We start from the raw sequence: 19,836 nt of genomic DNA on the forward strand, positions 1-19,836 counted from the left end.
CGGGGTGTCAGGCGCGGGCGGGGGCGTACGCGGCCTCGTAGGCGGCGCGGGTCGCATCGCGGCGCTCGGCCACGGCGGGGTTCTCGAGCTCGGGGTCGAGGCCGTTCTTCTCCAGCCGGCGCGCGCGGTTGGGGCGCATGTAGGCGGCGTTGTAGAAGACCGCGAGCAGCGCGCCGAGCAGCACCGTGGCGCCGCGCAGCGCCAGCGGGCCGGGCAGCAGCATGAGCAGCGCGTACACCGGGAGCACGGCGAGCTGGCCGCGGATCAGGTGGCGGAACGCCCAGCTGCGGCGGGTGAGGTTGCGGCGCACCCACTCCCGGTTCCGCTCCGGCAGCGAGCCGGTGTAGACCCAGGCGAGGTAGTGCAGGGGATCGGGGCGGTGGACGGCGTTCATCGGGACTCCTTCAGTGCGCCCGCGGCGAGCGCTTTGGCGTTGACGGTGGTGAGCACGCGGTGCAGGTCCTCGAGCTCGGCGAGGCTGGCGCCCAGGGCGTCGATCACGGCGGGCGGCACCGCGAGGGCCTGCTCGCGCAGCGCGTGGCCGGCCTCGGTGAGCTCAACGTCGATCCGGCGCTCGTCGTCCGCGGAGCGGCCGCGGGTGAGCAGGCCCTGCGCCTCGAGCCGCTTGAGCAGCGGGCTCAGGGTGGGCGAGTCCAGCTGCAGCGCCTCGGCGATCTCCTTCACCGACCGCGGCGACGCCTCCCACAGCGCGAGCATCACGAGGTACTGGGGGTGGGTGAGCCCCATCGGCGCCAGGATCGGCCGGTACACCGAGAGCACCGCGCGGTTGGCGACGGCCAGCGCGAAGCACACCTGGCGTTCCAGGGCGAGAGGGTCGGGATCTGTCATGTCCCGACGGTAGCAGAAGAGTAGTGCACGAATCAATAGTGCACTAACTATTCCTCGGGCCCTCCCACGGCGCCTCGTCGGCGGAGGGCAGGTCGCCGGGGAGCAGGTCACGACGGAAGCCCCGCCAGCTGGGTTGCCGCAGGTGACCGCCCCGGCGCAGCGACGAGTACCGCACGTCGCCGATCACCTTCGGCAGCACCCAGACCGCGTCGCGGGCCTCCGGATCGTCGATCGGGGCCGTGAACGGGGAGCGGCGCATGCGCAGCGGCTCCAGCTCCTCGGCGAGCGCCGCCAGGTCGCGGTCGCTGAACCCCGACCCCACCGACCCCAGGTAGACGAGCCCCGTCTCCGCGGGCAGGCCCACCAGCACCGAGCCGATCCCGTTCGCCCGCGAGCCCTTCCCCGGCTTCCAGCCGCCGATCGCGACCTGCAGATCGCGCCAGTTCTTGTGCTTGAGCCACGCGCGCACCCGCTGCCCGGGCAGGTACGGCGAGTCCCGCCGCTTCGCGATGATCCCCTCCCAGCCGAGCTCCGCGCTGAGCGCCGCGGCCTCCGCGCCGGTCGCCGCGTCGACGAGCGGCGGCACGCTCACCGCCGTGTCGTGCTCGAGCAGCGGCGCAAGGCCTTCCAGTACCTGGCGGCGCACCGTCCACGGGCGCTTCGTCAGGTCGACGCCGTTCAGGGACAGGACGTCGAAGAGGTACAGCTGCACCGCGCCGGCCCGGGTGTCGCCGCCCGCCATCAGGTGGAACGACGGGACGCCGTCCGGGTCGAGCACGACCGCCTCGCCGTCGAGCACCACGTCCATCCCGTCGAGATCGGCCGCCAGCGACTCGAACTCGGGGAACTCGCCGGTCACGGTGCGGCCCGACCGGGTGCGCAGGGAGACGGTGCCGCCGCGCACCGTCGCGATCATGCGGTAGCCGTCCCACTTGCCCTCGAAGGCCCAGTCCGCGGCGGCGAGCCCGTCGATCGCCGAGTCCGTGGGCAGCATCGGATCCGGCGCGAGCGCGGCCGTCGGCTTGGCGGGCGCGGACTTGTCCTTGGTGAGGTGCGCGAGCCAGTTCTTCTCGCCGGTGCGGATCAGCGCGTACCGCTTGCCCTGCAGGCGATTCCCGTGCAGCGTCACGATCACCTCGCTCGAGCGCCACTTCTCCAGCTCGTAGGTGCCGTGGTCCCAGATGGTCACGTCGCCACCGCCGTACTCACCCTTGGGGATGCTGCCCTCGAAGGCCGCGTAGTCCATCGGGTGGTCCTCGGTGCGGACGGCGAGGTGGTTGATCTCCGGGTCGTCGGGCAGGTTCTTCGGCACGGCCCAGGAGGCGAGCACGCCGTCGTGCTCCAGCCGGAAGTCGTAGTGCAGGCGCCGCGCGTGGTGCTCCTGGATGACGAAGATCGGATCGCCGGTCGACGGTGCGCCGCCGAAGGGCTCGGGCGTCTTCCGTGCGTCGCGCTTGGCGCGGTACTCGCCGAGGTCGACGGGTTCCGGCGGCGGCGCCGACGGTCCCGACGGCGCGGCCCCGGCACCGTCGGAACCGGAGACGTCGGCACCGTCGAGGCCGGCGAGGAGGTCGCCCTCGGCCAGGGCCCGCGCGAGTACCTCCCCGAACTCCAGCTGGCGCAGGCCGGGCCGGGCGAGCTCGTCCCAGGTGCGCGGCGCGGCGACCCACGGATGGTCCCGCCCCCGCAGGGAGTAGGGCGCGACGGTGGTCTTGGACGCGCTGTTCTGCGACCAGTCGACGAAGACGCGGCCGCCGCGCTGGTCCTTCGCCATCGACGCGGTGACCAGCTCGGGCGATTCGGCCTCCAGCTGCGACGCGATCGCGTGCGCGACCTTGCGGGCGCCCTGCGCGGAGATGCCGCCGGGCAGGGGCGCGTAGATGTGCAGCCCCTTGGATCCGCTCGTCACCGGGTAGCCGTCCATGCCCATCGCGGCGAGCAGCTCGCGGATGCGCAGCGCGAGGGCGGCGCACTCGTCGAGCGTGACGTCGGGGCCGGGATCCAGGTCCAGCACGAGACGGTTCGGCGGGCCCGGCACCTCCGGGCGGTCGGGATCGGCACCGTCGGGCACGGCATCGTCGGGCACGAAGGCCCACTGCGGAACGTGCAGTTCCAGCGCCGCCTGCTGGCCGAGCCACACCATGCCGGCGGCGTTCTCGATGATCGGGTACTGGGACTCGCCGTCGGAGTGGAACTGGCTGCCGCGGCGGATCCAGGCGGGCGCGTGGCTCGGCAGCCGCTTCTCGAAGAAGGCGGTCTTGTCCACCCCGTTGGGCCAGCGCTTGCGGGTGAGCGGGCGATCGCGGAGGTGCGGCAGCGCGAACGGCGCGATGGCCTGGAAGTAGTCGATGACCTCGGCCTTCGTGGTGCCGGTGGCGGGATAGAGCACCTTGTCGAGATTGGTCAGCTGCACGCCGACGCCGTCGACCTCGCGGTTCTCCCGGATCTGCGCCACGGCCCCATTATCGAACCCGCCGCGCCGAAACGGGGGAGCTGTGTCGCTGAAACGGTGATGCGCCGGACGCATCGCCTCTGACCTGGGGCGATAACGTCCGGTGATGCGGCGGGTGCATCGCCCCCTCGTCGCGGGAAGCGGGCGGCGGAAGTCCTATCGGTCGGGCGCCGGAGAGGCGAACGCGACCGGCGATGCGCCACCCGCATCGCCCCGCCCGCCGAAGGGCGCTTGACCTGCAGGGTCTCGGTGATGCGCAGCGCGCATCACCTTCTCGGGCGAGAAGCGACCCGTTCGGAGCCCGGAGACGGCTGCTGCATCTCCCCTCGCCATATGACTCCTCACCAGTCACAATGGTCACATGCGCGCGATATGGACGGGTGAGCTGTCGTTCGGGCTCGTGAACGTGCCCGTGAAGGTGTACTCCGCGATCGAGAGCCACGATGCGAAGTCGCACCAGGTGGACTCGAAGGACGGGGTCCGCATCCGGTACAAGCGCGTGCGCGAGGGCACCGACGAGGAGATCGAGTTCGCGAACATCGCGAACGCCTACGAGTCCGACGGCGGCGACACGGTGGTGCTGTCCAAGGAGGACATCAAGTCGATGCCGGTGGAGAAGCACCGGGAGATCGCGGTGACGGAGTTCGTGCCGCGCGAGGACGTCGACCCGATCATGTTCGACAAGCCCTACTTCCTCGAGCCCTCGTCGAAGTCGCCCAAGGCCTACGTGCTGCTGCGGCAGGCGCTGCAGGAGACGGACCGGCTCGCGATCTGCACCTTCACGCTCCGCAACCGCACGCGGCTGTGTGCGCTCCGCGTGGTCGGCAACGTGATGGTGCTGCAGACGCTGCTCTGGCCCGACGAGGTACGCACGCCCGAGTTCCCCGCGCTGACCGAGGACGTGAAGATCCGCCCGCAGGAGCTGGCGATGGCCGCCTCGCTCATCGACTCGATGGCGACGGACTTCGACCCGGAGCAGTACGAGGACGACTACCAGGTGCAGCTGCGCCAGCTGATCGAGGCCAAGGCCACCGGCGGCACCGCCTTCCCCGAGGCGCCCGAGGAGGAGGCCGAGGACGACGAGGTCGCCGACCTGCTCGCCGCGCTCAAGGCGTCGGTGAAGAACCGTGAGGCGCAGCCGGAGCGGCCCGCCCGCAAGCGCGCCGCGGGCTGACCCGGGCGAGCCTCAGAGAGTGAGGCTCAGAGCGTGCGCTTGAGCCCCACGTGCTCGGAGCGGTACCCGAGCCGGGTGTAGAAGGCGCGCGCCCGGTCGCGGGAGGCGTCCGTGGTGAGCTGCGAGAGCACGGCGCCGTGGGTCCGGCCGTGGTGGTGCGCCCACTCGATCATCGCGGTGCCCAGCCCCTGCGATCGGTGCTCGCGGGCCACCCGGACGCCCTCGATCTGCAGCCGCGTCGAGCCGCTGCGGGACAGGCCCGGGATCACCGTGAGGTGCATCGTCCCCACGACGTCGCCGACGGCGTCGCGGATCACGGCGAGGTACTGCGAGCGGTCGCGCGTCACCAGCTCGAAGGCGCTGTCGTACTCGGCGGCGTCGCCCACCTCGCGGGTCGCGCCGAGCTCGTCGTCGGCGAGCAGCGCGACGATCGCGGGGACGTCGTCGCGGCGCGCGCGCTCCACCCGGTAGGTGCCGCCGACGCCGCGCAGCACCCCGCCCACCGAGGCGCGGGCCTGCAACTCGCGGACCACCCCGTCGAGCCACGCCCCGACGTTCGCGCGCGCCTCGAGGGTGTCGGGGTAGCGGCAGCGCAGGTGCAGCCCCGCCTCGTCGAGGATGAACCAGAGCATCACCCCGTCGGTGCGGATGGTGGCGCCGACGTACTGCGCGTCGAGCCGGGTCGCGTCCACCCGGACCGGCAGCCGTCGCAGGTCCAGCCACGAGATCGCGAACATGCCCGGCGCCTCGGGCATCCCGCCCCACTGCTCGAGCACGTCGGCGAGCGGCCACGACCCGAGCCGCACCGCCTCCTTCACCGCCTCGGCCGCCGCGGCCGGCTCCGCGGAGGGGGAGTCGAGCACCGAGTTCGTGATGAACCAGCCCACCGAGTCGTGCCACGTCTCGTCGTAGCGGCTGTGCACGGGGAACACGGCGCGCAGCGGAGCCCCGGCGAGGTCCAGTGTCACGCGGGTCAGCGCCGCCACCGTGGCCGAGAGGGTGGAGACGCCCGCCTCCCGCGCCGCCGCGGCGAACGCGGCGACCTCGTCGGTGCCGAAGACGTCGCGGACCTCGACGCGCTCGCGGTGCGCCTCGGGGGTGCCCAGCGGCAGGGGGAACAGGGGCATGACTCCGCCGCTGGCGGTGATGATCTCGGCCCAGCGGCGTCGCACGTCGTCGGGCGCGGACGGGCGGTCCGCCAGGGCCCGGGTGTGGTCGACGAAGGGCGGCACAGCCTCCGTCGACGGTGCCCGCCCCGCCCGGACGTCCTCGAGCGCGGCGAGCAGATCGCGCGCGATCACGAGCATCGACCACATGTCGGTGTGCGAGTGGTCGGCGGCCACGATCACTGTCGGACCGGCGGCGGTCTCGAGGACGCAGAGCCGGTGTGCCGGACGACGATACGGGGAACAGGCGTCGTCGAGCACGTCGCGCAGGGCGTCGTTGACGGCCTGACCCGGGCCGATCGCGTGCTCCACCCAGTTCCCCGGCCGGACCGGGATCTCGCGCAGGGTGGGCCCGTCGGGGCCGGGGAGGAAGGCGGTCCGCAGCGTGCCGTGCCGGGCGATCACCGCCAGCCAGGCGGCGGCCAGCTGCTCGCGCGGCACCGGGTCGGGGAGCCGGAAGGACAGCGCCATCCACGACCCGGGCCGGTCCCCGCCGCCCACGTGCCGTGCCTGGTCGAAGGACACCGGCAGCGTCGCGCCCGGCTCCGACACCGCGACGTCGTAGCCGTACAGCCGGCCGAAGGGCAGGCGCAGGTGGGCGACGTTGGTCAGGCGCATGGGCGGTACCCTAGCCCTCCGACGACCCCTTTGCGCGGCGAGAGAAGGCCGGATGACCAGCTTCGACGTCCCCGGGGCGCGGCTCGCCGCCGAGTACAGCGACGAGCACGGCCGCCCCGTCGTGCAGCTGCACGGCCTCACCTCCAGCCGCGCCCGCGACCGGGTGCTGGACCTCGACCTCGGCCGCGGCCTCAGCGGCACGCGCCTGCTGCGCTACGACGCGCGCGGCCACGGGTTCTCCACGGGCCGCGCCGTTCCCGACGACTACCGCTGGCCGAACCTCGCCGACGACCTGCTGCGGCTCCTGGACCACTGGTTCCCCGGGGAACAGGTGCACGGCGTCGGCCCGTCGATGGGGACCGGCACGCTGCTGCACGCCGCGGTCCGCGAGCCCGGCCGGTTCAGCGGGCTCACGCTCATGGTGCCGCCCACCGCCTGGGCGACGCGCGTTGCCAAGGCCGCCGAGTACCGCGCCGCCGCAACGCTGATCGAGGAGCGCGGGCTGGAGGAGTTCCTCGCCGCGGGCGAGGGGGCGGTCGCGCCGCCCGCCACCGTCGAACACCCGCCGACGCGACCCGACGTCCCCGAGGCGCTCCTGCCCTCGCTCTTCCGGGGCGCCGCGGCGAGCGACCTCCCCGCGCTCGGGGAGATCGCCCGCATCGCCGTGCCGGTCACCGTCCTGGCCTGGATCGACGATCCGTCGCACCCGGTCTCGACGGCCGAGGAGCTCAGCAGGACGCTCCCGCGGGCGACGCTGTCGGTCGCTCGGACCCCGCAGGACGTGCAGGAGTGGCCGTCGGTCCTGCTCCGGGACGTCGCGGGCTGAGCCGGGAGACGGCCACGCCGACGAGGCACAGGACGCCGCCCAGCAAGCCCCACGCGGTGGGCGTCTCCGCCAGGAACGCCCAGCTCAGCAGGATCGACAGGCCCGGCACCGCGTAGGACGACGAGGCCGTGACCCCGGCGGGGGTGTGCGCCAGCGCGTAGGCCCACAGCAGGAAGGCGAGCGCCGTGGGCACGAGGCCCAGGTAGATCACGCCGACGGTGCTCGACATCGGGGCGGCCGCGAGCTCGTCGAAGAGCCGGGGCGCCCAGGGCAGCAGCACGATCGCGCCGACGCCCGCGCCGAGCGCGGTCGCGGTGAGCGGGTCGACGGTGCGCAGCACCAGCTTCTGCGCCACCACGCTGATGCCGTAGAGCAGGGCGGCCGCGACCGCGAGGGCGACGCCGGCACCGTCGCGCCGGCCGTCGCCGGTGAAGGCGATGACGGCGGCACCGGCGAAGCTGATCGCGATGCCCACCACGAGCAGCGGCGGGAAGCCCTCCTGCAGGAAGGCGCCGGCCAGCACCGCGACGATGATCGGCGCGATGTTCACCAGCAGCGCCGTGGTGCCGGCGTCGAGGTGCTGCTCCGCCGCGTTTACCAGCACGGTGTACAGCGCGAACCACAGCGCGCCGTACCCGATCGTGAGCGCGAGCGTCCGGCCGCGCGGCAGCCGGACACCGCCGTTGTACAGGGCGTTCATCCCCCAGATCACGCCGAGCACGGCGGCGCCCACCAGCAGGCGGCCCTCCGCCATGGCGATGGGGGAGACGTGCGGGCCGATCCCGCGGATCACCACGAAGGCCGAGGCCCACGCGAACATCACGGCCACCAGGGCCAGGGCGGGGAGTCGTTTCGTCATGACTTCACTCTGCGAGCGCGCCGGAGTAAGCACAAGCGCATATTTCTGCATTATCATTCAGTAGGACTGAATGGAGGGCGCCATGCTCGACGCACACCGGCTCATGATCTTCCGCTCCGTCGCCGCCACGGGCTCCGTGGCCGCGGCGGCAGCCAGCCTCGGCTACACACCGTCGGCCGTCTCGCAGCACGTCGCCGCCCTGCAGCGCGAGACGGGGCTCAAACTGCTGGAACGGGTCGGACGGGGCGTCGAGCTCACCCCCGCGGGACGGGTGCTGGCCACCGAGGCCGACGGGGTGCTCAGCAGCCTCAACGACCTCGGCGCCACCGTCGACGACCTGCGGGCCGGCAAGGCCAACCGGATCACCATGAACGTCTTCGCCACCGCCGGCACGCACTGGATGCCCTCGGTCGTGCAGACCCTCAGCGCCGAGTTCCCCGACACCCGGCTGCGCCTGCGCATCGAGGACGAGGTCACCGAGATCGCCGCCCGGCGGCCGGATCTCGCCGTCGCGGTCCGGCAGGAGCACGGGCAGACCACGGCCGTGCAGGGCTTCTCCGCCGAGGACCTCGTGGTGGAGTCCTACGTCGCCGTCGTGCCCGCCGACCACGAATTCGCCGGCCGCGAGCTGGTGGACATGGCCGAGCTCGAACACGAGCGCTGGATCGACAACGACGTGCGGCGCGGAGCCTGCCGTCAGGCCGTGCTCGACGCCTGCGCCGCAGCGGGATTCACGCCACGGTTCGTCGTCGAGACCACCGACTACCCGTCCGCGCTGCGGTTCGTCGCGCGGGGCGTGGGCGTGACCGTCCTGCCCCGCCTCGGTGCCACCGAGCTGCCGCCCGGCACCGTCGCCGTCGACGTCTGCAACCCCGCGCCGCGGCGCACCATCGTCGCCTACGTCAAGGACTCCGAGTGCCGGAACCCCGTGGTGCGCAGGGCCATGCACCTGCTCCGCGAGGCCGCCGCCACCGCTAGTCGGCCGTGAGCCGCGAGGCGACCGCCACCATCGCGAGGCCGGAGGCGAGCGGCACCAGCAGGGTGACGGCGAAGCCGGTGTGGCCCCACGCCAGCACCTGCGCGAAGACCGCACCGGCGCAGGCGATCGCGAGCGCGGTGCCCACGGCGTCGGAGAGCTTGAGCGCGCTGGAGTTGGTGCCCTGCTCGTCGTCGGCGCTGCGCGCCAGCATGAGGATCGACAGCGTCGGGTAGGTCAGGCCCATCCCGAACCCGCCGATCGCCCAGGTCGCGAAGATCACCGGCCACGGGGCGTCGAGCGCGAAGGACGCGGCGACCGCCGTGAGCGCGACGACCAGCAGGCTCGACCCGATCAGCGGCAGCCGGTCGCGCACCGGGCCCGTCGGGGGAATGCGTGCCTGGATCTGCGAGGCCAGCGCCCAGAGCAGGGCGGCGCCCGTCATCACCGAGCCCGCGGCGAAGGGGGAGAGCCGGTCGATGTGCACCAGGTACAGCGGCACGTAGATCTCCGCAGCGAAGAACGCGCCCGCCGTGAGCAGGTTCGCGAGCATGAGGCGCGGGATGCCCGGCCGTGCCGTCAGCGCGCCCGCCGGCAGCATCCGCCGGGTGGCGACCAGCCCCACCGCGAGCCCGGCCGCCGCGATCGCGAGGAAGACCGCGCCGCCCTTCGGCGCCGCGAACTGCGCCACCGCCGTGCCGGCGCCCGCCGCCAGCGCGGCCAGCAGCAGCCCGCGGTCCGGTGGATCGTCGTTCCGGTACGGAGATTCGTCGAGGCCGACGGTGGCCCGCAGTGTCGCCACCAGGGCCAGCAGGGACGGCCCCGCGAGCCCCAGGAACACCCAGCGCCAGCCCACCGTGTCGGCCGCGAGGCCCGCGATGGCCGGTCCGACGAGCGACGGGACCACCCACGCCGTCGAGTACGCGGCGAAGACCCGCGGCCGCCCCTCCGGCGGCACCAACCGGCCGACCATCGCGTAGAGCACCACGCTGATCAGGCCGGACCCCAGGCCCTGCACGCCGCGGCCCAGCGCGAGCACGCTCATGCCCGGCGCGGCGCCCACGATCACCAGGCCCGCCGCGAACAGCAGGGCGCCCGCGATCAGCGGCGGCTTCACGCCGCTGCGGTCCACCCACGGCCCCACCCAGGCGATCGCGACGATCATCGCGGCGAAGGCGGCGCCGAACGCCACGGAGTACTCGGCGGTGGCGCCGAACTCCTCCGCGGCGCGCGGCAGCACGGTGCCCACGGCCAGGGACTCGAAGGCGGAGAAGGAGATCAGCGCGACGGACCCGATCAGGAACCAGCGGAGCCGGCCCCGATCGGCGACGGTCCGCACGCTCTCGTCGATGGTCATTGCTCGGACGCTAATACGTCGACCATGGTTGAGGTCAACCGAGAAAACCGGTTGATCGCAAAGGCCCGGGGCGGCATCGTGGAAAGGTGCATACCGACCTCAGCTCCCGCCGCGTGCCCCGCATGCTGCGGCCGCTGCTGCGCCGGGACTACCGCCTCCTCTTCGTCACCCTGCTCTGCGCGCTGACCACCGACGGCATGTGGCTGGTCTCCGTGGTGTGGCAGGTGATCGACATGGGCGGCTCCGCCACCAGCGTCTCGCTGGTCTCGGGCGCCGCCTCCATCGGCCTGCTCGTCTCCACCCTGGCGGGCGGCGTCCTGGCGGACCGGGTGTCGCAGCAGCGGATCCTGTTCGTGCTGGAGCTGCTCAAGGTCGCGGTCATCGGCGGCATCGGCGCGCTGATCGTCGCCGACGCGATCACCGTGCCGATCCTCATGGCCGGCTCCCTCGCCCTCGGCCTGGTGTCCGGCTTCTACTTCCCCGCCTACTCCGCGCTGGTGCCCCGGCTCGTGCCGGCCGCCGAGCTGCTGGCCGTCAACGGCTACGAGTCCGCGGTCCGTCCCGCCGCGGCGATGGCGGTCGGACCGGCGGTCGCGGCGTGGATCATCGCCGTCGCCGATCCCGGCGCGGCGCTGCTGGTGGCCGGCGCGATCTGCCTGTTCGCCGCGCTCTGGGTGGTCCGCATCCGGGTGCCGGAGCCCGACGGTGCCGACGAGGCAGAGGAGCCCGGCTCGCCGCTGCGCGATCTGTGGGAGGGCATCCAGTACGTGCGGCGGACCCCCTGGCTGCTCGCGACCCTGCTCTTCGCGAGCCTGATGGTGCTGGTCACCGTCGGCCCGATCGACGTGCTGCTGCCCTTCGCGATCAAGGACCAGGCGCACGGCGCCGCGAGCGAGCACTCGATGATCCTGGCCGCGTACGGCTTCGGCGGCGTGGCGGGCGCGTTGCTCATGGCGGCCCGGAGGATGCCCCGCCGCTATCTGACGGTGATGATGGGTTTCTGGGGCGTCGCCTCACTGCCGATGCTGGTCTTCGGCATCGCCGAGAGCGTCTGGCCCATGGTGATCGCCGGCTTCGTGCTGGGCGTGCTGTTCGAGGCGCCGGTGGTGATCTGGGGGACCCTGCTGCAGCGGCGGGTGCCGCGGCGGCTATTGGGGCGCGTCTCCAGCCTGGACTTCTTCGTCTCGCTGGTGTTCATGCCGCTGTCCTTCGCGCTGGCGGGCCCGGTGAGCCAGGCGATCGGCCTGACCGCCACCTTCACGCTGGCGGCGCTGATCCCGGTGCCGCTCGCCGTGATCGCGATCCTCGCCGCCCGGATGCCGAGCGACGAGCTGGAGCACCCGCTGCGCGACGACGACGCCGACGACCTCGACGAGGATGCCGACGGGGTGGGGCCGGCGCTCGCCGCCGACGCGGGGGCCCACGGCGACGCGCCGGTTTCGCCGACCGTGAACGCTCCGCCCGGCGAGCGCACCGTCGGATAGGGTCGGACGTATGACGAGTGGGGTGACGAGCATCGAGACGCACGACTCGGCCGAGGCCGAGCGCCCCCCGCTGCTGCGCGAGGTGTTCGGTCGCGTGCTGCGGCAGGAGCGCACCCGCCAGGGGCGCACCCTGGCCGAGGTCGCGCGCGACGCCGGCGTCTCCACGCAGTACCTCTCCGAGGTCGAGCGCGGGCGCAAGGAGGCCTCGTCGGAGGTCCTCGCCAGCGTCTGCGATGCGCTCGGCGGCTCGATGATCGAGTTCGTCGGCGGCGTGCACCGCGAGCTGCTGGGCGCCCGCTCGCGCCCCGTGGCGCTCGCCGCCGCTTGAGCTACTTCTCGGCCGGCTGGTCCGCCGCGTCGGTCTCGGTGGGCTCGGCCTGGGCCGCGGCTTCGGCCGCCTCGGCCTCCATCGTGGCGACGGCGTCCTTGCTGTAGCGCAGCAGGTGCGGGTGCACGGCCCGGAAGCCGCGGGCGCGGTAGGCGCGCAGGCTGCGGGTGTCGAGGTCCGGATCGTCGGCAATGGCCTGGGTGAAGTTGTCGTCGATGAGCACGGTGCCGGGCCGGGCGGCGCTGGTGAGCCGGGCGGCCAGGTTGACCACGCTGCCGAAGAGGTCGCCGTAGCGCTGCAGCACCTCGCCGTACGCCAGGCCCACGCGCAGCTGGGGGAACTCGATCTCGATCACGTCGAGCTCGGGGTACTCGTGCGGAGCCTGCAGCTCCAGCGCGATGCGCGCTGCGGCCGACGGGTCGTCGGCCGCGAACATGACCTCGTCGCCGACGCCTTTGATGATGTGCCCGCCGCCGCCGTAGATCACCGCCTGCATCCGCGCCTCGAACGTCGAGACCAGCGTGTTCAGCTCCTCGACGGCGAGGCCGCGGCTCAGCCGGGTGTAGCCGACCATGTCGGCGAAGCCGACCGCCATCCGCGCGGTCAGCGCGTCCGCGTCCTCCAGGGTCACGAGCCGCTGCGTCGCGGTGGACAGGTGCCGCCGCCACACGTGCGACTGCAGGTTCTCCATCTTGTCGATGACCTGCGCGACCCCCGCCGACGGATCCTTCACGCCCGCGTCGTGGGCGCTGTCGAGGTACATCTTCACGATCCCCGCCTGCCACTCGGCGAGGCGGTACATCGCCTGGCCGAGGGACTGCGCGCCGGGCAGCACGGCCTCGCGGTCGATGACGTCGAGGGTGAACAGGTCGGACAGGTCCTGGACGATGGCCACGTCGTCCTGCGTGAAGGCCTTCTGGTCGTCGTCGCGCAGGTCCGCGAAACCCGCGGAGGTCCACCAGACCCGCAGGTCCTCCACGTCGATGCCGCCCTGCTCGGCGAGCTCACGGAAGGTGTACTTGCGTTCGCCCGGGAGGAGCAGACCGTCGATGTCCAGATCTTCGGCGTCGCCCATGAGTCCACTGTATGGGGCATAGGGTGGAAGGGTGACGATCAGTGTGTTCGAGCTGTTCTCGGTGGGCATCGGCCCGTCGAGTTCCCACACCGTGGGCCCCATGCGGGCGGGCGCGGACTTCGCGGACGAGCTGCGGTCCGCCCCGTCGACGGTGCGCGCCGTCCACGTCGATCTGTACGGCTCACTGGCCGCGACCGGGCGCGGGCACGGGACCTTCGCCGCGGTGCTGCTGGGGCTCGAGGGCAACCGCCCCGAGACCGTGGACCCCGACTACGTGGAGAAGCGCGGCGCCGAGATCGAGGCCACCCGCCGGATCGCCTTCGGCGGGCGCGACGAGGTGTCGCTGTGCGCCGAGGAGATCGTGCTGCACCCGCTCACCGTGCTGCCGCGGCACACCAACGGCATCCGGTTCCGGGCCGAGCTCGCCGACGGGATGGAGCACGAGGCCGTCTACTACTCCGTGGGCGGCGGCTTCGTCGAGCGCGAGTCCGGCGCCGACACTGTGAACCCGCTCGCCGGGACCCCCGGCGTGCCCCACGACTTCGACACCGCCGCCGCTCTGCTCGAGACCTGCCCGCGCACCGGCCGCACTGTGCCGCAGCTGATGCTGGAGAACGAGATCGCGCTGCACGGCGGACCGTCGGACGTGGCGGAACGCGAGGTGCGCGCCGGGCTGCTGCACATCTGGGAGGTCATGGAGGCCTGCATCGAGCGGGGCTTCCGCGCCGAGGGCATGCTGCCCGGCGGGCTCGGGGTCAAGCGGCGCGCGCCGGGGTTGTACCGCCGGCTCGTCGATTCCGACGGTGCCGACGCCATGGACTGGCTCAACGTCGCGGCCATGGCCGTCAACGAGGAGAACGCCTGCGGCGGCCGCATCGTCACCGCGCCGACGAACGGCGCGGCGGGAATCGTGCCGTCGGTGCTGTACTACGCGCTGAAGTTCCGCTCGTCGCTGGCCGCCCGACGGGAGCAGGTGGTGTGCGACTACCTGCTGACCGCTGCCGCGATCGCGGTGCTCTACAAGCGGCGCGCCTCGATCTCCGGCGCCGAGGTGGGCTGCCAGGGCGAGGTCGGCTCCGCGTGCTCGATGGCGGCCGGCGCGCTCGCGCAGGTCATGGGCGCGACGCCCGCGCAGGTGGAGAACGCCGCCGAGATCGGCATCGAGCACAACCTGGGCCTGACCTGCGACCCCATCGGCGGACTCGTGCAGATCCCGTGCATCGAGCGCAACGCCATCGCCTCCGTGAAGGCGGTGAACGCCGCCCGCATCGCCCTGCACGGCGACGGGACGCACCGCGTCTCGCTCGATCAGGCCATCGAGACGATGCGCCAGACCGGCGCCGACATGCTGTCGAAGTACAAGGAGACCTCCCTCGGCGGCCTCGCCGTCAACGTGCCGGAGTGCTGAACGAAGAACCTGTCGGTGGCCGTCGCTAGGGTGGCGGCATGGACGTGCTCACGGTGGCTGCGGTGTGTTTCCGGGACGAGGCCGGGCGGGTGCTCACGGTGCGCAAGCGGGGCACCGACGCCTTCATGCTCCCCGGCGGCAAGCTGGAGCCGGGGGAGGCCGCGATCGACTGCGCCGTTCGCGAGATCGACGAGGAACTCGGCGTCGCGCTGACGACGGACGACCTCACGCACCTGGTGTCCTGGCGTGGCCCCGCCGCCAACGAGGCGAACACCGACATCGAGTCCACGGTCTTCGCCACCGCGCTGCGCGTGGAGCCGCGCGCCGCGGCGGAGATCGCCGAGGCGCGCTGGATCGACCCCGCAGACCACGGCGACCTGACCATCGCCCCCATGCTGGAGCAGTACCTCTTCCCGCGGCTGGCGGGCGCCCCCAGCGCATGAGGGTCAGCCAGCCCCAGGCGCGGCGGATAGCCCTCGCCGCCCAGGGATTCGAGCCCGGCTTCGCCGGCGCCTCGGCGCCGACGATGCGGCAGGTCCAGAAGACGATCGACCGCCTCAAGCTCATCCAGATCGACAGCGTCAACGTGGTCGCGCGCAGCCAGTACCTGCCCGTCTTCGCGCGCCTCGGCGACTACGACACCGCGCTGCTCGACCGCGCCCGCGACAAGAACCCGCGGCGGCTCGTCGAGGCATGGGCCCACGAGGCCTCGCTGGTGCCGCCCGAGACCTGGCCGCTGCTGCGGCACCGTCGAACCGCGGACCGGGTGTCGCAACGGTTCGCGAGCTACGACTCCCGGCACCCCGGCCAACTCGACCGGCTGCGCGGCGCACTCGCCGAGTTGCCGCCGCTCACCGCCCGCGCGCTCGAGGCGCACCTTGAGCACGAGCAGGTGGTGGAGAAGACGCACTGGGGCTGGAACTGGTCGTCGGTGAAGGAGGGGCTGGAGGTGCTCTTCCACGCCGGCGAGGTCACCAGCGCCGGCCGCACCAGCCAGTTCGAGCGGCTGTACGCGCCCACCACGTCGGTGCTGGGTGAGCTGGCCGAGCACGAGGTGTCCGACGAGGAGGCGTTCGTCGAGTTGCTGCGCCAGTCGGCGAAGGCGCACGGCATCGGGACGCTGCGCTGCCTGCGCGACTACTTCCGGCTGTCCACGGCGCAGGCGGCGCCCGCCATCGAGAAGCTCGTCGCGGCAGGCGAACTGATCCCGGTGGAGGCCGATTGGTGGGGCGGCACCGTCTACCTGCACGCGGAGGCCAAGCGTCCGCGGGCAACGGCGGCGCGGGCGTTGCTCTCGCCCTTCGACCCCGTCGTGTGGCAGCGCGAGCGCGCGGAGGCGTTGTTCGACTTCTTCTACCGGATCGAGATCTACACGCCCAAGGAGAAGCGGGTGCACGGCTACTACGTGCTGCCCTTCCTGTTCGGCGATCGGATCGTCGCGCGCTGCGACGTGAAGGCGGATCGCGCGGCGGGAGAGCTGCTGATCCACTCGACCACCTGGGAGCCCGGCGGCCGCGACGCCGCGTCGGAGGCCGCGCTGGAGCAGACCGTCGCCGAGATGGCCGGCTGGCTGGGGCTGGAGTCCTACCGGCTCTGATCCGCAGCGTCAGGGTTCGGCACGGCGGTCATTCATGGCGCCGGCGATCGTGTCCCGCACACGGAGCGCGGGGTAGGCGATAGCGAAAGCGAGGACCACGACGAGCACCTTGGACGCGAACGGCGTCAGGTCGAACCAGGCCTTGGCGTATCTGACGATGTAAACCGCTGCGAGTACCGCGGGTACGCCGATCGCGATGAAGGTAAGAAGCTCGGCCCACTTGACCCCACCGACCATCATCTGGCCGATGTCCTGCCGGACGGTGGTGGCGTGTCTGCCCGACGTACTTCTGCCGCGAAGTCGTCGAACGAGCAGAACGGTGCGGTCGAAGGCGCGTCCCGCGAGCGCCGTTCCGAACACGGCGAGGATCGCGGCCGCGACGTTCCTCCATGCCGACGACGTATCGGCAGAGCCGGCGAAGCCCCAATTCAGTGCAGCACGGGCGGCGGCGAAGCAGAGGCCGAAGACAATGAGGTAGGCGGCGAGGAAGACTGTGCCGAGTACGACGAACGCCAGGCCACCTGCGGCGACCATCGCCACGCGCCGGTCCTTCTGCGAGTCGAATCCCACAGCCGGAGCCTAGCGCGACCTTTGCCATCGCGCATACGCGCATGAGGATTCGCTACACGTGATTGCGCGCGGTCATCGTCGTGAAGACGCGGTACAGGGCGTGCGCGTCGGGCCGGTAGTGGCCAGGGTCGGGCGCAGACCGGCGGGAGGCGCCGTCCCACATCTTCTTCGTGACGGCGGCGTAGTCGAACCGGTACCCGGCCCGCGCGGCGACGAGCTGCAGCAGCGTCTTCGCGGCGCGCCCGTTGCCCTCGCGGAACGGGTGCGCACAGTTCAGGTAGGCGTACGCCGTCGCCGCGCGGTGCGCGTAGGCCCGCCGCGCGCTCTCGCCCGGCGCGGCCTGCGCGAAGGGGTGGTGGGGCAGCTGCATGATCACCGTCGCATCGTCGAGGTAGCGGTCGATCAGCGCCGCCCCGAAGGTCTGGTCCCGCAGCCCCATGTCGTAGCGGCGGAAGACGCCCGCCCACGGGTAGATCGCGCCGAACAGGGTGCGGTGGATCGCGATCAAATGTGCACCGTCGAAGGTGGCGGGCACCGTGACGAGCCCGGTCTCGATGCCGTACTGCTGGGCGGCCCCGACCTCGAACTCCAGCTGCCGCAGCACGTGCGGATCGCGGATCCCGAAGCGATTGCGAAGGATCCGCGTGCCCGGATAGAACGTGTCCGGGAAGTCGAGCGGCACGTCGATGCAGTCGGGCGGGCCGATCTCGGCGCCGGCCAGCGCGCGGTCGATCGCGCCGGCGAGGTATTCGTCGAGGGTGACGACGCCGTCCGCCAGCGCGAGCAGCCGCTCGGAATCCAGTGGTGCGGGCGCCCACCCCTCGAGGACGCTGTTCGCGATCGCCCCCATCATCGTCGCCCGATCCATCCGTGCAGCTTATCGAGACCGGCGCTCGTGAAACCGGCCGAATCCTGGCGTACGAGGCCGATATGGGCTTCGTAACGCCTGAATCGGCCGGTTTCACGACGAATTCAGCGGGTGATCTCGACCTCGCGGGTCAGCCCCAGCAGGTCGAGGAACGCGCGGTCGTGCGAGACGACGACGAGCGCCCCCTCCCACGACTTCAGAGCCTCCACCAGCAGCTCCACCGACGGGACGTCGAGGTTGTTGGTCGGCTCGTCCAGCGCCAGCAGCGACGGTGCCGGATCCCCGAGCAGGGCGATCGCCAGGGCGAGCCGCAGACGTTCGCCGCCGCTGAGCGTGCTGACGATCCGCTCCGATTGCCGCCCGCGGAACAGCATCCGGGCCAGCGCGGCGTGGGCGTGCTGTGCGTCGAGGTCGGGATGGGCGTCGCGCACCGCGTCGAGCAGCGAGCCCTCCTCCGCGGGCCCGAAGCGGACGTCCTGCGGGACGTAGCCGATCACCGTCGGCGGCTCCGCGGCCCGGGCGGCGGCGATGGCGCGGCGCAGCACCGTCGTCTTGCCGGCGCCGTTGGGACCCACGAGCGCGATCCGCTCCGGGCCCACGACCTGCAGCGGACCGTCGTCCAGCTGGAGTCGGTGCAGGCCCGGCCCCGGCTCGGGCATGGCGATGCGGACGGAGCGGTCGTCGCGGACGCCCTCTCGCGCCTGGTCGAGGGCGTCGCGGGCGGAGTCGACCTTGCCCTCGTGGAGGACGCGGTGCTTCCCGGCCGAGACCTCGGCCTTCTGCTTGAGCAGGCCCGCGAGGATCGGCGGCACGCGCTTCTCCGCCTCCGCCTTGTCGGCGTACCGTTTGCGCCGGTCGAGCTTGGTGCGGGCCTCGACCAGGTCGCGCTGCTGGGACTTGAGGTCGCCCTTCGCGGTGGTCACGGCCTGCTCCGCCGCCGCCTGCTCGGCGTCGAGCACCTCGCGGTAGTGCGAGTACGGACCGCCGAACACGCGCGCGGAACCGCGGTAGAGCTCCACCGTCGAATCCATGCGCTCGAGCAGCGTCAGATCGTGGCTGACCACCACGGCCGTGCCGGCGAACCGCTCCAGGGCCTCGGTGAGCAGGCCGCGGGCGCGCTCGTCGAGGTTGTTCGTCGGTTCGTCGAGGAGCAGGGTGTCGGGCCGCAGGAGCAGCTGACCGGCGATGGCGAGCAGGGTGGCCTCGCCGCCGGACAGCGTGCCGACGGTGCGGTCCAGGGCCCCGAGCCGCAGGCCCAGGCCGTCGAGGACCGCGGTCGCGCGCTCCTCGACGTCCCAGTCGTCGCCGACGGCCTCGAAGTCCTCGGGTTCGGCCGAGCCGCCCTCTATGCGGCGCAGCGCGGCGACGGTGCCGCCGATGCCCAGCGCGTCGGCGAGGGTGTCCTCGGGTCGGGCCTGCGGGTGCTGCGGCACGTAGCCGACGACGCCCGTGCCGCTCACCGAACCGGCCGTCGGGGTGATTCGACCTGCGAGGATGCGCAGCAGGGTGCTCTTCCCGGCACCGTTGGCGCCGACCAGCGCGGCGCGTCCGGCGGGGATGGTGAAGCTCAGATCGTCGAAGACGACGGTGCCGTCGGGCCAGCGGAGGGAGAGTGCGGAGACAGCGAGAGAGGTAGCCATGAATGCTCCTTGAGGTCGTCAGGGGCCGCGACGGGTGGAGTGGTCACACCGGGGCATGCGGCAGGGCCGAGGACGTCTCAGGACAGCATGGCGCCGAGTATAGGAGCCGCCGCGTGCGGCGCGCCACCGGTTTTCCGCGGCACCGGTTCTGAAACCGGCGTCGGGGCAGGTCGCGGCGCGAATACTTCGCCGAGAGCCCGGAACGGACCGGTTTCGGAAGAAGGGCGGCCGCCGGGTGTGACGTGCGTCGCAATTCGGCTCGTTGCGCTTGTGCGCCCGGCGGTGCGGGGTGCTACTTTCAACACATGTCCGGGAGTCTTGAGGCCCATCTGCGCGTCGGTTATGAGACCGTCGCGCTGGGCTGCCGTCTCCCCATGGTTCGCGTGCACTGTCGAATGTGTTGCTGCTGAGCGTTCCCGCTCGCAATTCCGCCGGCCCCTTCACCTGGGCTGATCTCATTCGACAACTCCATTTCACGCCAGCGCCCGGGGTAGCCCCGGAGGTCGCGGCGTACGCACACACTTCGAGGAACCATGACCGTCGTTGATCTCCCCGCCGTTTCCGCCAACCGCGCCCCGCAGGCCCGCCC

At 72.4% G+C, this 19,836-nt stretch carries 18 protein-coding genes; 8 read left to right on the forward strand and 10 right to left on the reverse strand.

The genetic code is table 11. The features are described 5' to 3' along the window. Positions 1 to 7: 7 nt before the first annotated feature. The 3 genes from LB823_RS22235 to LB823_RS22245 are packed head-to-tail and all read right to left on the reverse strand — an operon-like array spanning position 8 to position 3,304. Positions 8 to 394 carry a DUF5313 family protein gene (locus tag LB823_RS22235; protein ID WP_224651714.1) on the reverse strand — a complete coding sequence of 129 codons (387 nt, stop codon included), beginning with the start codon at positions 392 to 394 and terminating at the stop codon, positions 8 to 10. Then, entirely contained in the window at positions 391 to 849 is a 459-nt protein-coding gene (locus LB823_RS22240) for a MarR family winged helix-turn-helix transcriptional regulator (protein WP_224651716.1), read from the reverse strand. Before LB823_RS22240 ends, LB823_RS22235 begins: the two co-directional genes overlap by 4 nt. A 43-nt stretch (positions 850 to 892) precedes the next feature. Beyond that, complete coding sequence (locus LB823_RS22245; protein ID WP_224651718.1) at positions 893 to 3,304, reverse strand: ATP-dependent DNA ligase; 2,412 nt, start codon at positions 3,302 to 3,304, stop codon at positions 893 to 895. Positions 3,305 to 3,662: 358 nt separating this feature from the next. Here LB823_RS22245 and LB823_RS22250 point away from each other — a divergent pair, with 358 nt between their 5' ends. Continuing rightward, positions 3,663 to 4,475, forward strand: a complete 813-nt coding sequence (locus tag LB823_RS22250) for a Ku protein (RefSeq protein WP_224651721.1) — start codon at positions 3,663 to 3,665, stop codon at positions 4,473 to 4,475. Between the two features lie 26 nt (positions 4,476 to 4,501). Here LB823_RS22250 and LB823_RS22255 read toward each other — a convergent pair whose 3' ends face one another. Continuing rightward, positions 4,502 to 6,259: a GNAT family N-acetyltransferase gene (locus tag LB823_RS22255; protein ID WP_224651723.1), complete on the reverse strand. Its 1,758-nt coding sequence runs from the start codon at positions 6,257 to 6,259 to the stop codon at positions 4,502 to 4,504. 52 nt (positions 6,260 to 6,311) lie between these two features. On the opposite strand from LB823_RS22255, the gene LB823_RS22260 reads away from it, so the two are divergent. Continuing rightward, the gene (locus LB823_RS22260; protein ID WP_224651725.1) at positions 6,312 to 7,085 is read left to right on the forward strand and encodes an alpha/beta fold hydrolase; all 774 of its coding nucleotides are present in this window, start codon (positions 6,312 to 6,314) and stop codon (positions 7,083 to 7,085) included. On the opposite strand, the gene LB823_RS22265 is transcribed toward LB823_RS22260, so the two are convergent. Next, positions 6,988 to 7,944, reverse strand: coding sequence for a DMT family transporter (locus tag LB823_RS22265; RefSeq protein WP_224651727.1), 957 nt, complete (start codon positions 7,942 to 7,944; stop codon positions 6,988 to 6,990). The genes LB823_RS22260 and LB823_RS22265 overlap by 98 nt on opposite strands. Positions 7,945 to 8,026: 82 nt before the next feature. Between LB823_RS22265 and LB823_RS22270 the strand changes: the two genes are divergently transcribed. Next, the gene (locus LB823_RS22270; RefSeq protein WP_224651729.1) at positions 8,027 to 8,932 is read left to right on the forward strand and encodes a LysR substrate-binding domain-containing protein; all 906 of its coding nucleotides are present in this window, start codon (positions 8,027 to 8,029) and stop codon (positions 8,930 to 8,932) included. On the opposite strand, the gene LB823_RS22275 is transcribed toward LB823_RS22270, so the two are convergent. Then, on the reverse strand, positions 8,919 to 10,277 hold the full coding sequence (locus LB823_RS22275) for an MFS transporter (RefSeq protein ID WP_224651731.1): 1,359 nt from the start codon (positions 10,275 to 10,277) through the stop codon (positions 8,919 to 8,921). The two genes, LB823_RS22270 and LB823_RS22275, sit on opposite strands and share 14 nt — an antisense overlap. Positions 10,278 to 10,363: 86 nt before the next feature. On the opposite strand from LB823_RS22275, the gene LB823_RS22280 reads away from it, so the two are divergent. Continuing rightward, on the forward strand, positions 10,364 to 11,761 hold the full coding sequence (locus LB823_RS22280) for an MFS transporter (RefSeq protein ID WP_224651733.1): 1,398 nt from the start codon (positions 10,364 to 10,366) through the stop codon (positions 11,759 to 11,761). Positions 11,762 to 11,771: 10 nt separating this feature from the next. Then, the gene (locus LB823_RS22285) at positions 11,772 to 12,089 is read left to right on the forward strand and encodes a helix-turn-helix domain-containing protein (RefSeq protein WP_224651735.1); all 318 of its coding nucleotides are present in this window, start codon (positions 11,772 to 11,774) and stop codon (positions 12,087 to 12,089) included. Position 12,090: 1 nt separating this feature from the next. On the opposite strand, the gene LB823_RS22290 is transcribed toward LB823_RS22285, so the two are convergent. Beyond that, positions 12,091 to 13,164, reverse strand: a complete 1,074-nt coding sequence (locus LB823_RS22290) for an adenylate/guanylate cyclase domain-containing protein (RefSeq protein ID WP_224651736.1) — start codon at positions 13,162 to 13,164, stop codon at positions 12,091 to 12,093. 31 nt (positions 13,165 to 13,195) lie between these two features. Here LB823_RS22290 and LB823_RS22295 point away from each other — a divergent pair, with 31 nt between their 5' ends. Genes LB823_RS22295 through LB823_RS22305 form a run of 3 tightly spaced genes read left to right on the forward strand, consistent with a single transcriptional unit; the run spans position 13,196 to position 16,169 of the window. Next, the gene (locus LB823_RS22295; RefSeq protein WP_224651737.1) at positions 13,196 to 14,572 is read left to right on the forward strand and encodes an L-serine ammonia-lyase; all 1,377 of its coding nucleotides are present in this window, start codon (positions 13,196 to 13,198) and stop codon (positions 14,570 to 14,572) included. 38 nt (positions 14,573 to 14,610) lie between these two features. After that, positions 14,611 to 15,015, forward strand: coding sequence for an NUDIX domain-containing protein (locus LB823_RS22300; protein ID WP_224651738.1), 405 nt, complete (start codon positions 14,611 to 14,613; stop codon positions 15,013 to 15,015). Beyond that, positions 15,012 to 16,169, forward strand: a complete 1,158-nt coding sequence (locus LB823_RS22305) for a winged helix-turn-helix domain-containing protein (RefSeq protein ID WP_224651739.1) — start codon at positions 15,012 to 15,014, stop codon at positions 16,167 to 16,169. The genes LB823_RS22300 and LB823_RS22305 overlap by 4 nt, the downstream gene beginning before the upstream one ends. Positions 16,170 to 16,178: 9 nt before the next feature. On the opposite strand, the gene LB823_RS22310 is transcribed toward LB823_RS22305, so the two are convergent. The 3 genes from LB823_RS22310 to LB823_RS22320 form a co-directional block, all read right to left on the reverse strand. After that, on the reverse strand, positions 16,179 to 16,739 hold the full coding sequence (locus LB823_RS22310; RefSeq protein ID WP_224651740.1) for a hypothetical protein: 561 nt from the start codon (positions 16,737 to 16,739) through the stop codon (positions 16,179 to 16,181). Between the two features lie 52 nt (positions 16,740 to 16,791). Further along, positions 16,792 to 17,607, reverse strand: a complete 816-nt coding sequence (locus LB823_RS22315; protein ID WP_224651741.1) for a Fic family protein — start codon at positions 17,605 to 17,607, stop codon at positions 16,792 to 16,794. Positions 17,608 to 17,711: 104 nt separating this feature from the next. After that, a complete protein-coding gene (locus tag LB823_RS22320) occupies positions 17,712 to 19,247 on the reverse strand; it encodes an ATP-binding cassette domain-containing protein (RefSeq protein ID WP_224651742.1) in 1,536 nt (511 codons plus the stop codon). Positions 19,248 to 19,836: the final 589 nt, after the last annotated feature.

This window comes from Tsukamurella sp. M9C, from assembly GCF_020169415.1.
Classification (GTDB): domain Bacteria; phylum Actinomycetota; class Actinomycetes; order Mycobacteriales; family Mycobacteriaceae; genus Tsukamurella.

Bases quoted from the DNA above. Each gene is read 5' to 3' on its own strand.
- LB823_RS22285 (WP_224651735.1), top strand. From the start codon at position 11,772: ATGACGAGTGGGGTGACGAGCATCGAGACGCACGACTCGGCCGAGGCC.
- LB823_RS22235 (WP_224651714.1), bottom strand. From the start codon at position 394: ATGAACGCCGTCCACCGCCCCGATCCCCTGCACTACCTCGCCTGGGTC.
- LB823_RS22315 (WP_224651741.1), bottom strand. From the start codon at position 17,607: ATGGATCGGGCGACGATGATGGGGGCGATCGCGAACAGCGTCCTCGAG.
- LB823_RS22240 (WP_224651716.1), bottom strand. From the start codon at position 849: ATGACAGATCCCGACCCTCTCGCCCTGGAACGCCAGGTGTGCTTCGCG.
- LB823_RS22260 (WP_224651725.1), top strand. From the start codon at position 6,312: ATGACCAGCTTCGACGTCCCCGGGGCGCGGCTCGCCGCCGAGTACAGC.
- LB823_RS22320 (WP_224651742.1), bottom strand. From the start codon at position 19,247: ATGGCTACCTCTCTCGCTGTCTCCGCACTCTCCCTCCGCTGGCCCGAC.
- LB823_RS22255 (WP_224651723.1), bottom strand. From the start codon at position 6,259: ATGCGCCTGACCAACGTCGCCCACCTGCGCCTGCCCTTCGGCCGGCTG.
- LB823_RS22265 (WP_224651727.1), bottom strand. From the start codon at position 7,944: ATGACGAAACGACTCCCCGCCCTGGCCCTGGTGGCCGTGATGTTCGCG.
- LB823_RS22270 (WP_224651729.1), top strand. From the start codon at position 8,027: ATGCTCGACGCACACCGGCTCATGATCTTCCGCTCCGTCGCCGCCACG.
- LB823_RS22305 (WP_224651739.1), top strand. From the start codon at position 15,012: ATGAGGGTCAGCCAGCCCCAGGCGCGGCGGATAGCCCTCGCCGCCCAG.
- LB823_RS22290 (WP_224651736.1), bottom strand. From the start codon at position 13,164: ATGGGCGACGCCGAAGATCTGGACATCGACGGTCTGCTCCTCCCGGGC.
- LB823_RS22275 (WP_224651731.1), bottom strand. From the start codon at position 10,277: ATGACCATCGACGAGAGCGTGCGGACCGTCGCCGATCGGGGCCGGCTC.
- LB823_RS22250 (WP_224651721.1), top strand. From the start codon at position 3,663: ATGCGCGCGATATGGACGGGTGAGCTGTCGTTCGGGCTCGTGAACGTG.
- LB823_RS22300 (WP_224651738.1), top strand. From the start codon at position 14,611: ATGGACGTGCTCACGGTGGCTGCGGTGTGTTTCCGGGACGAGGCCGGG.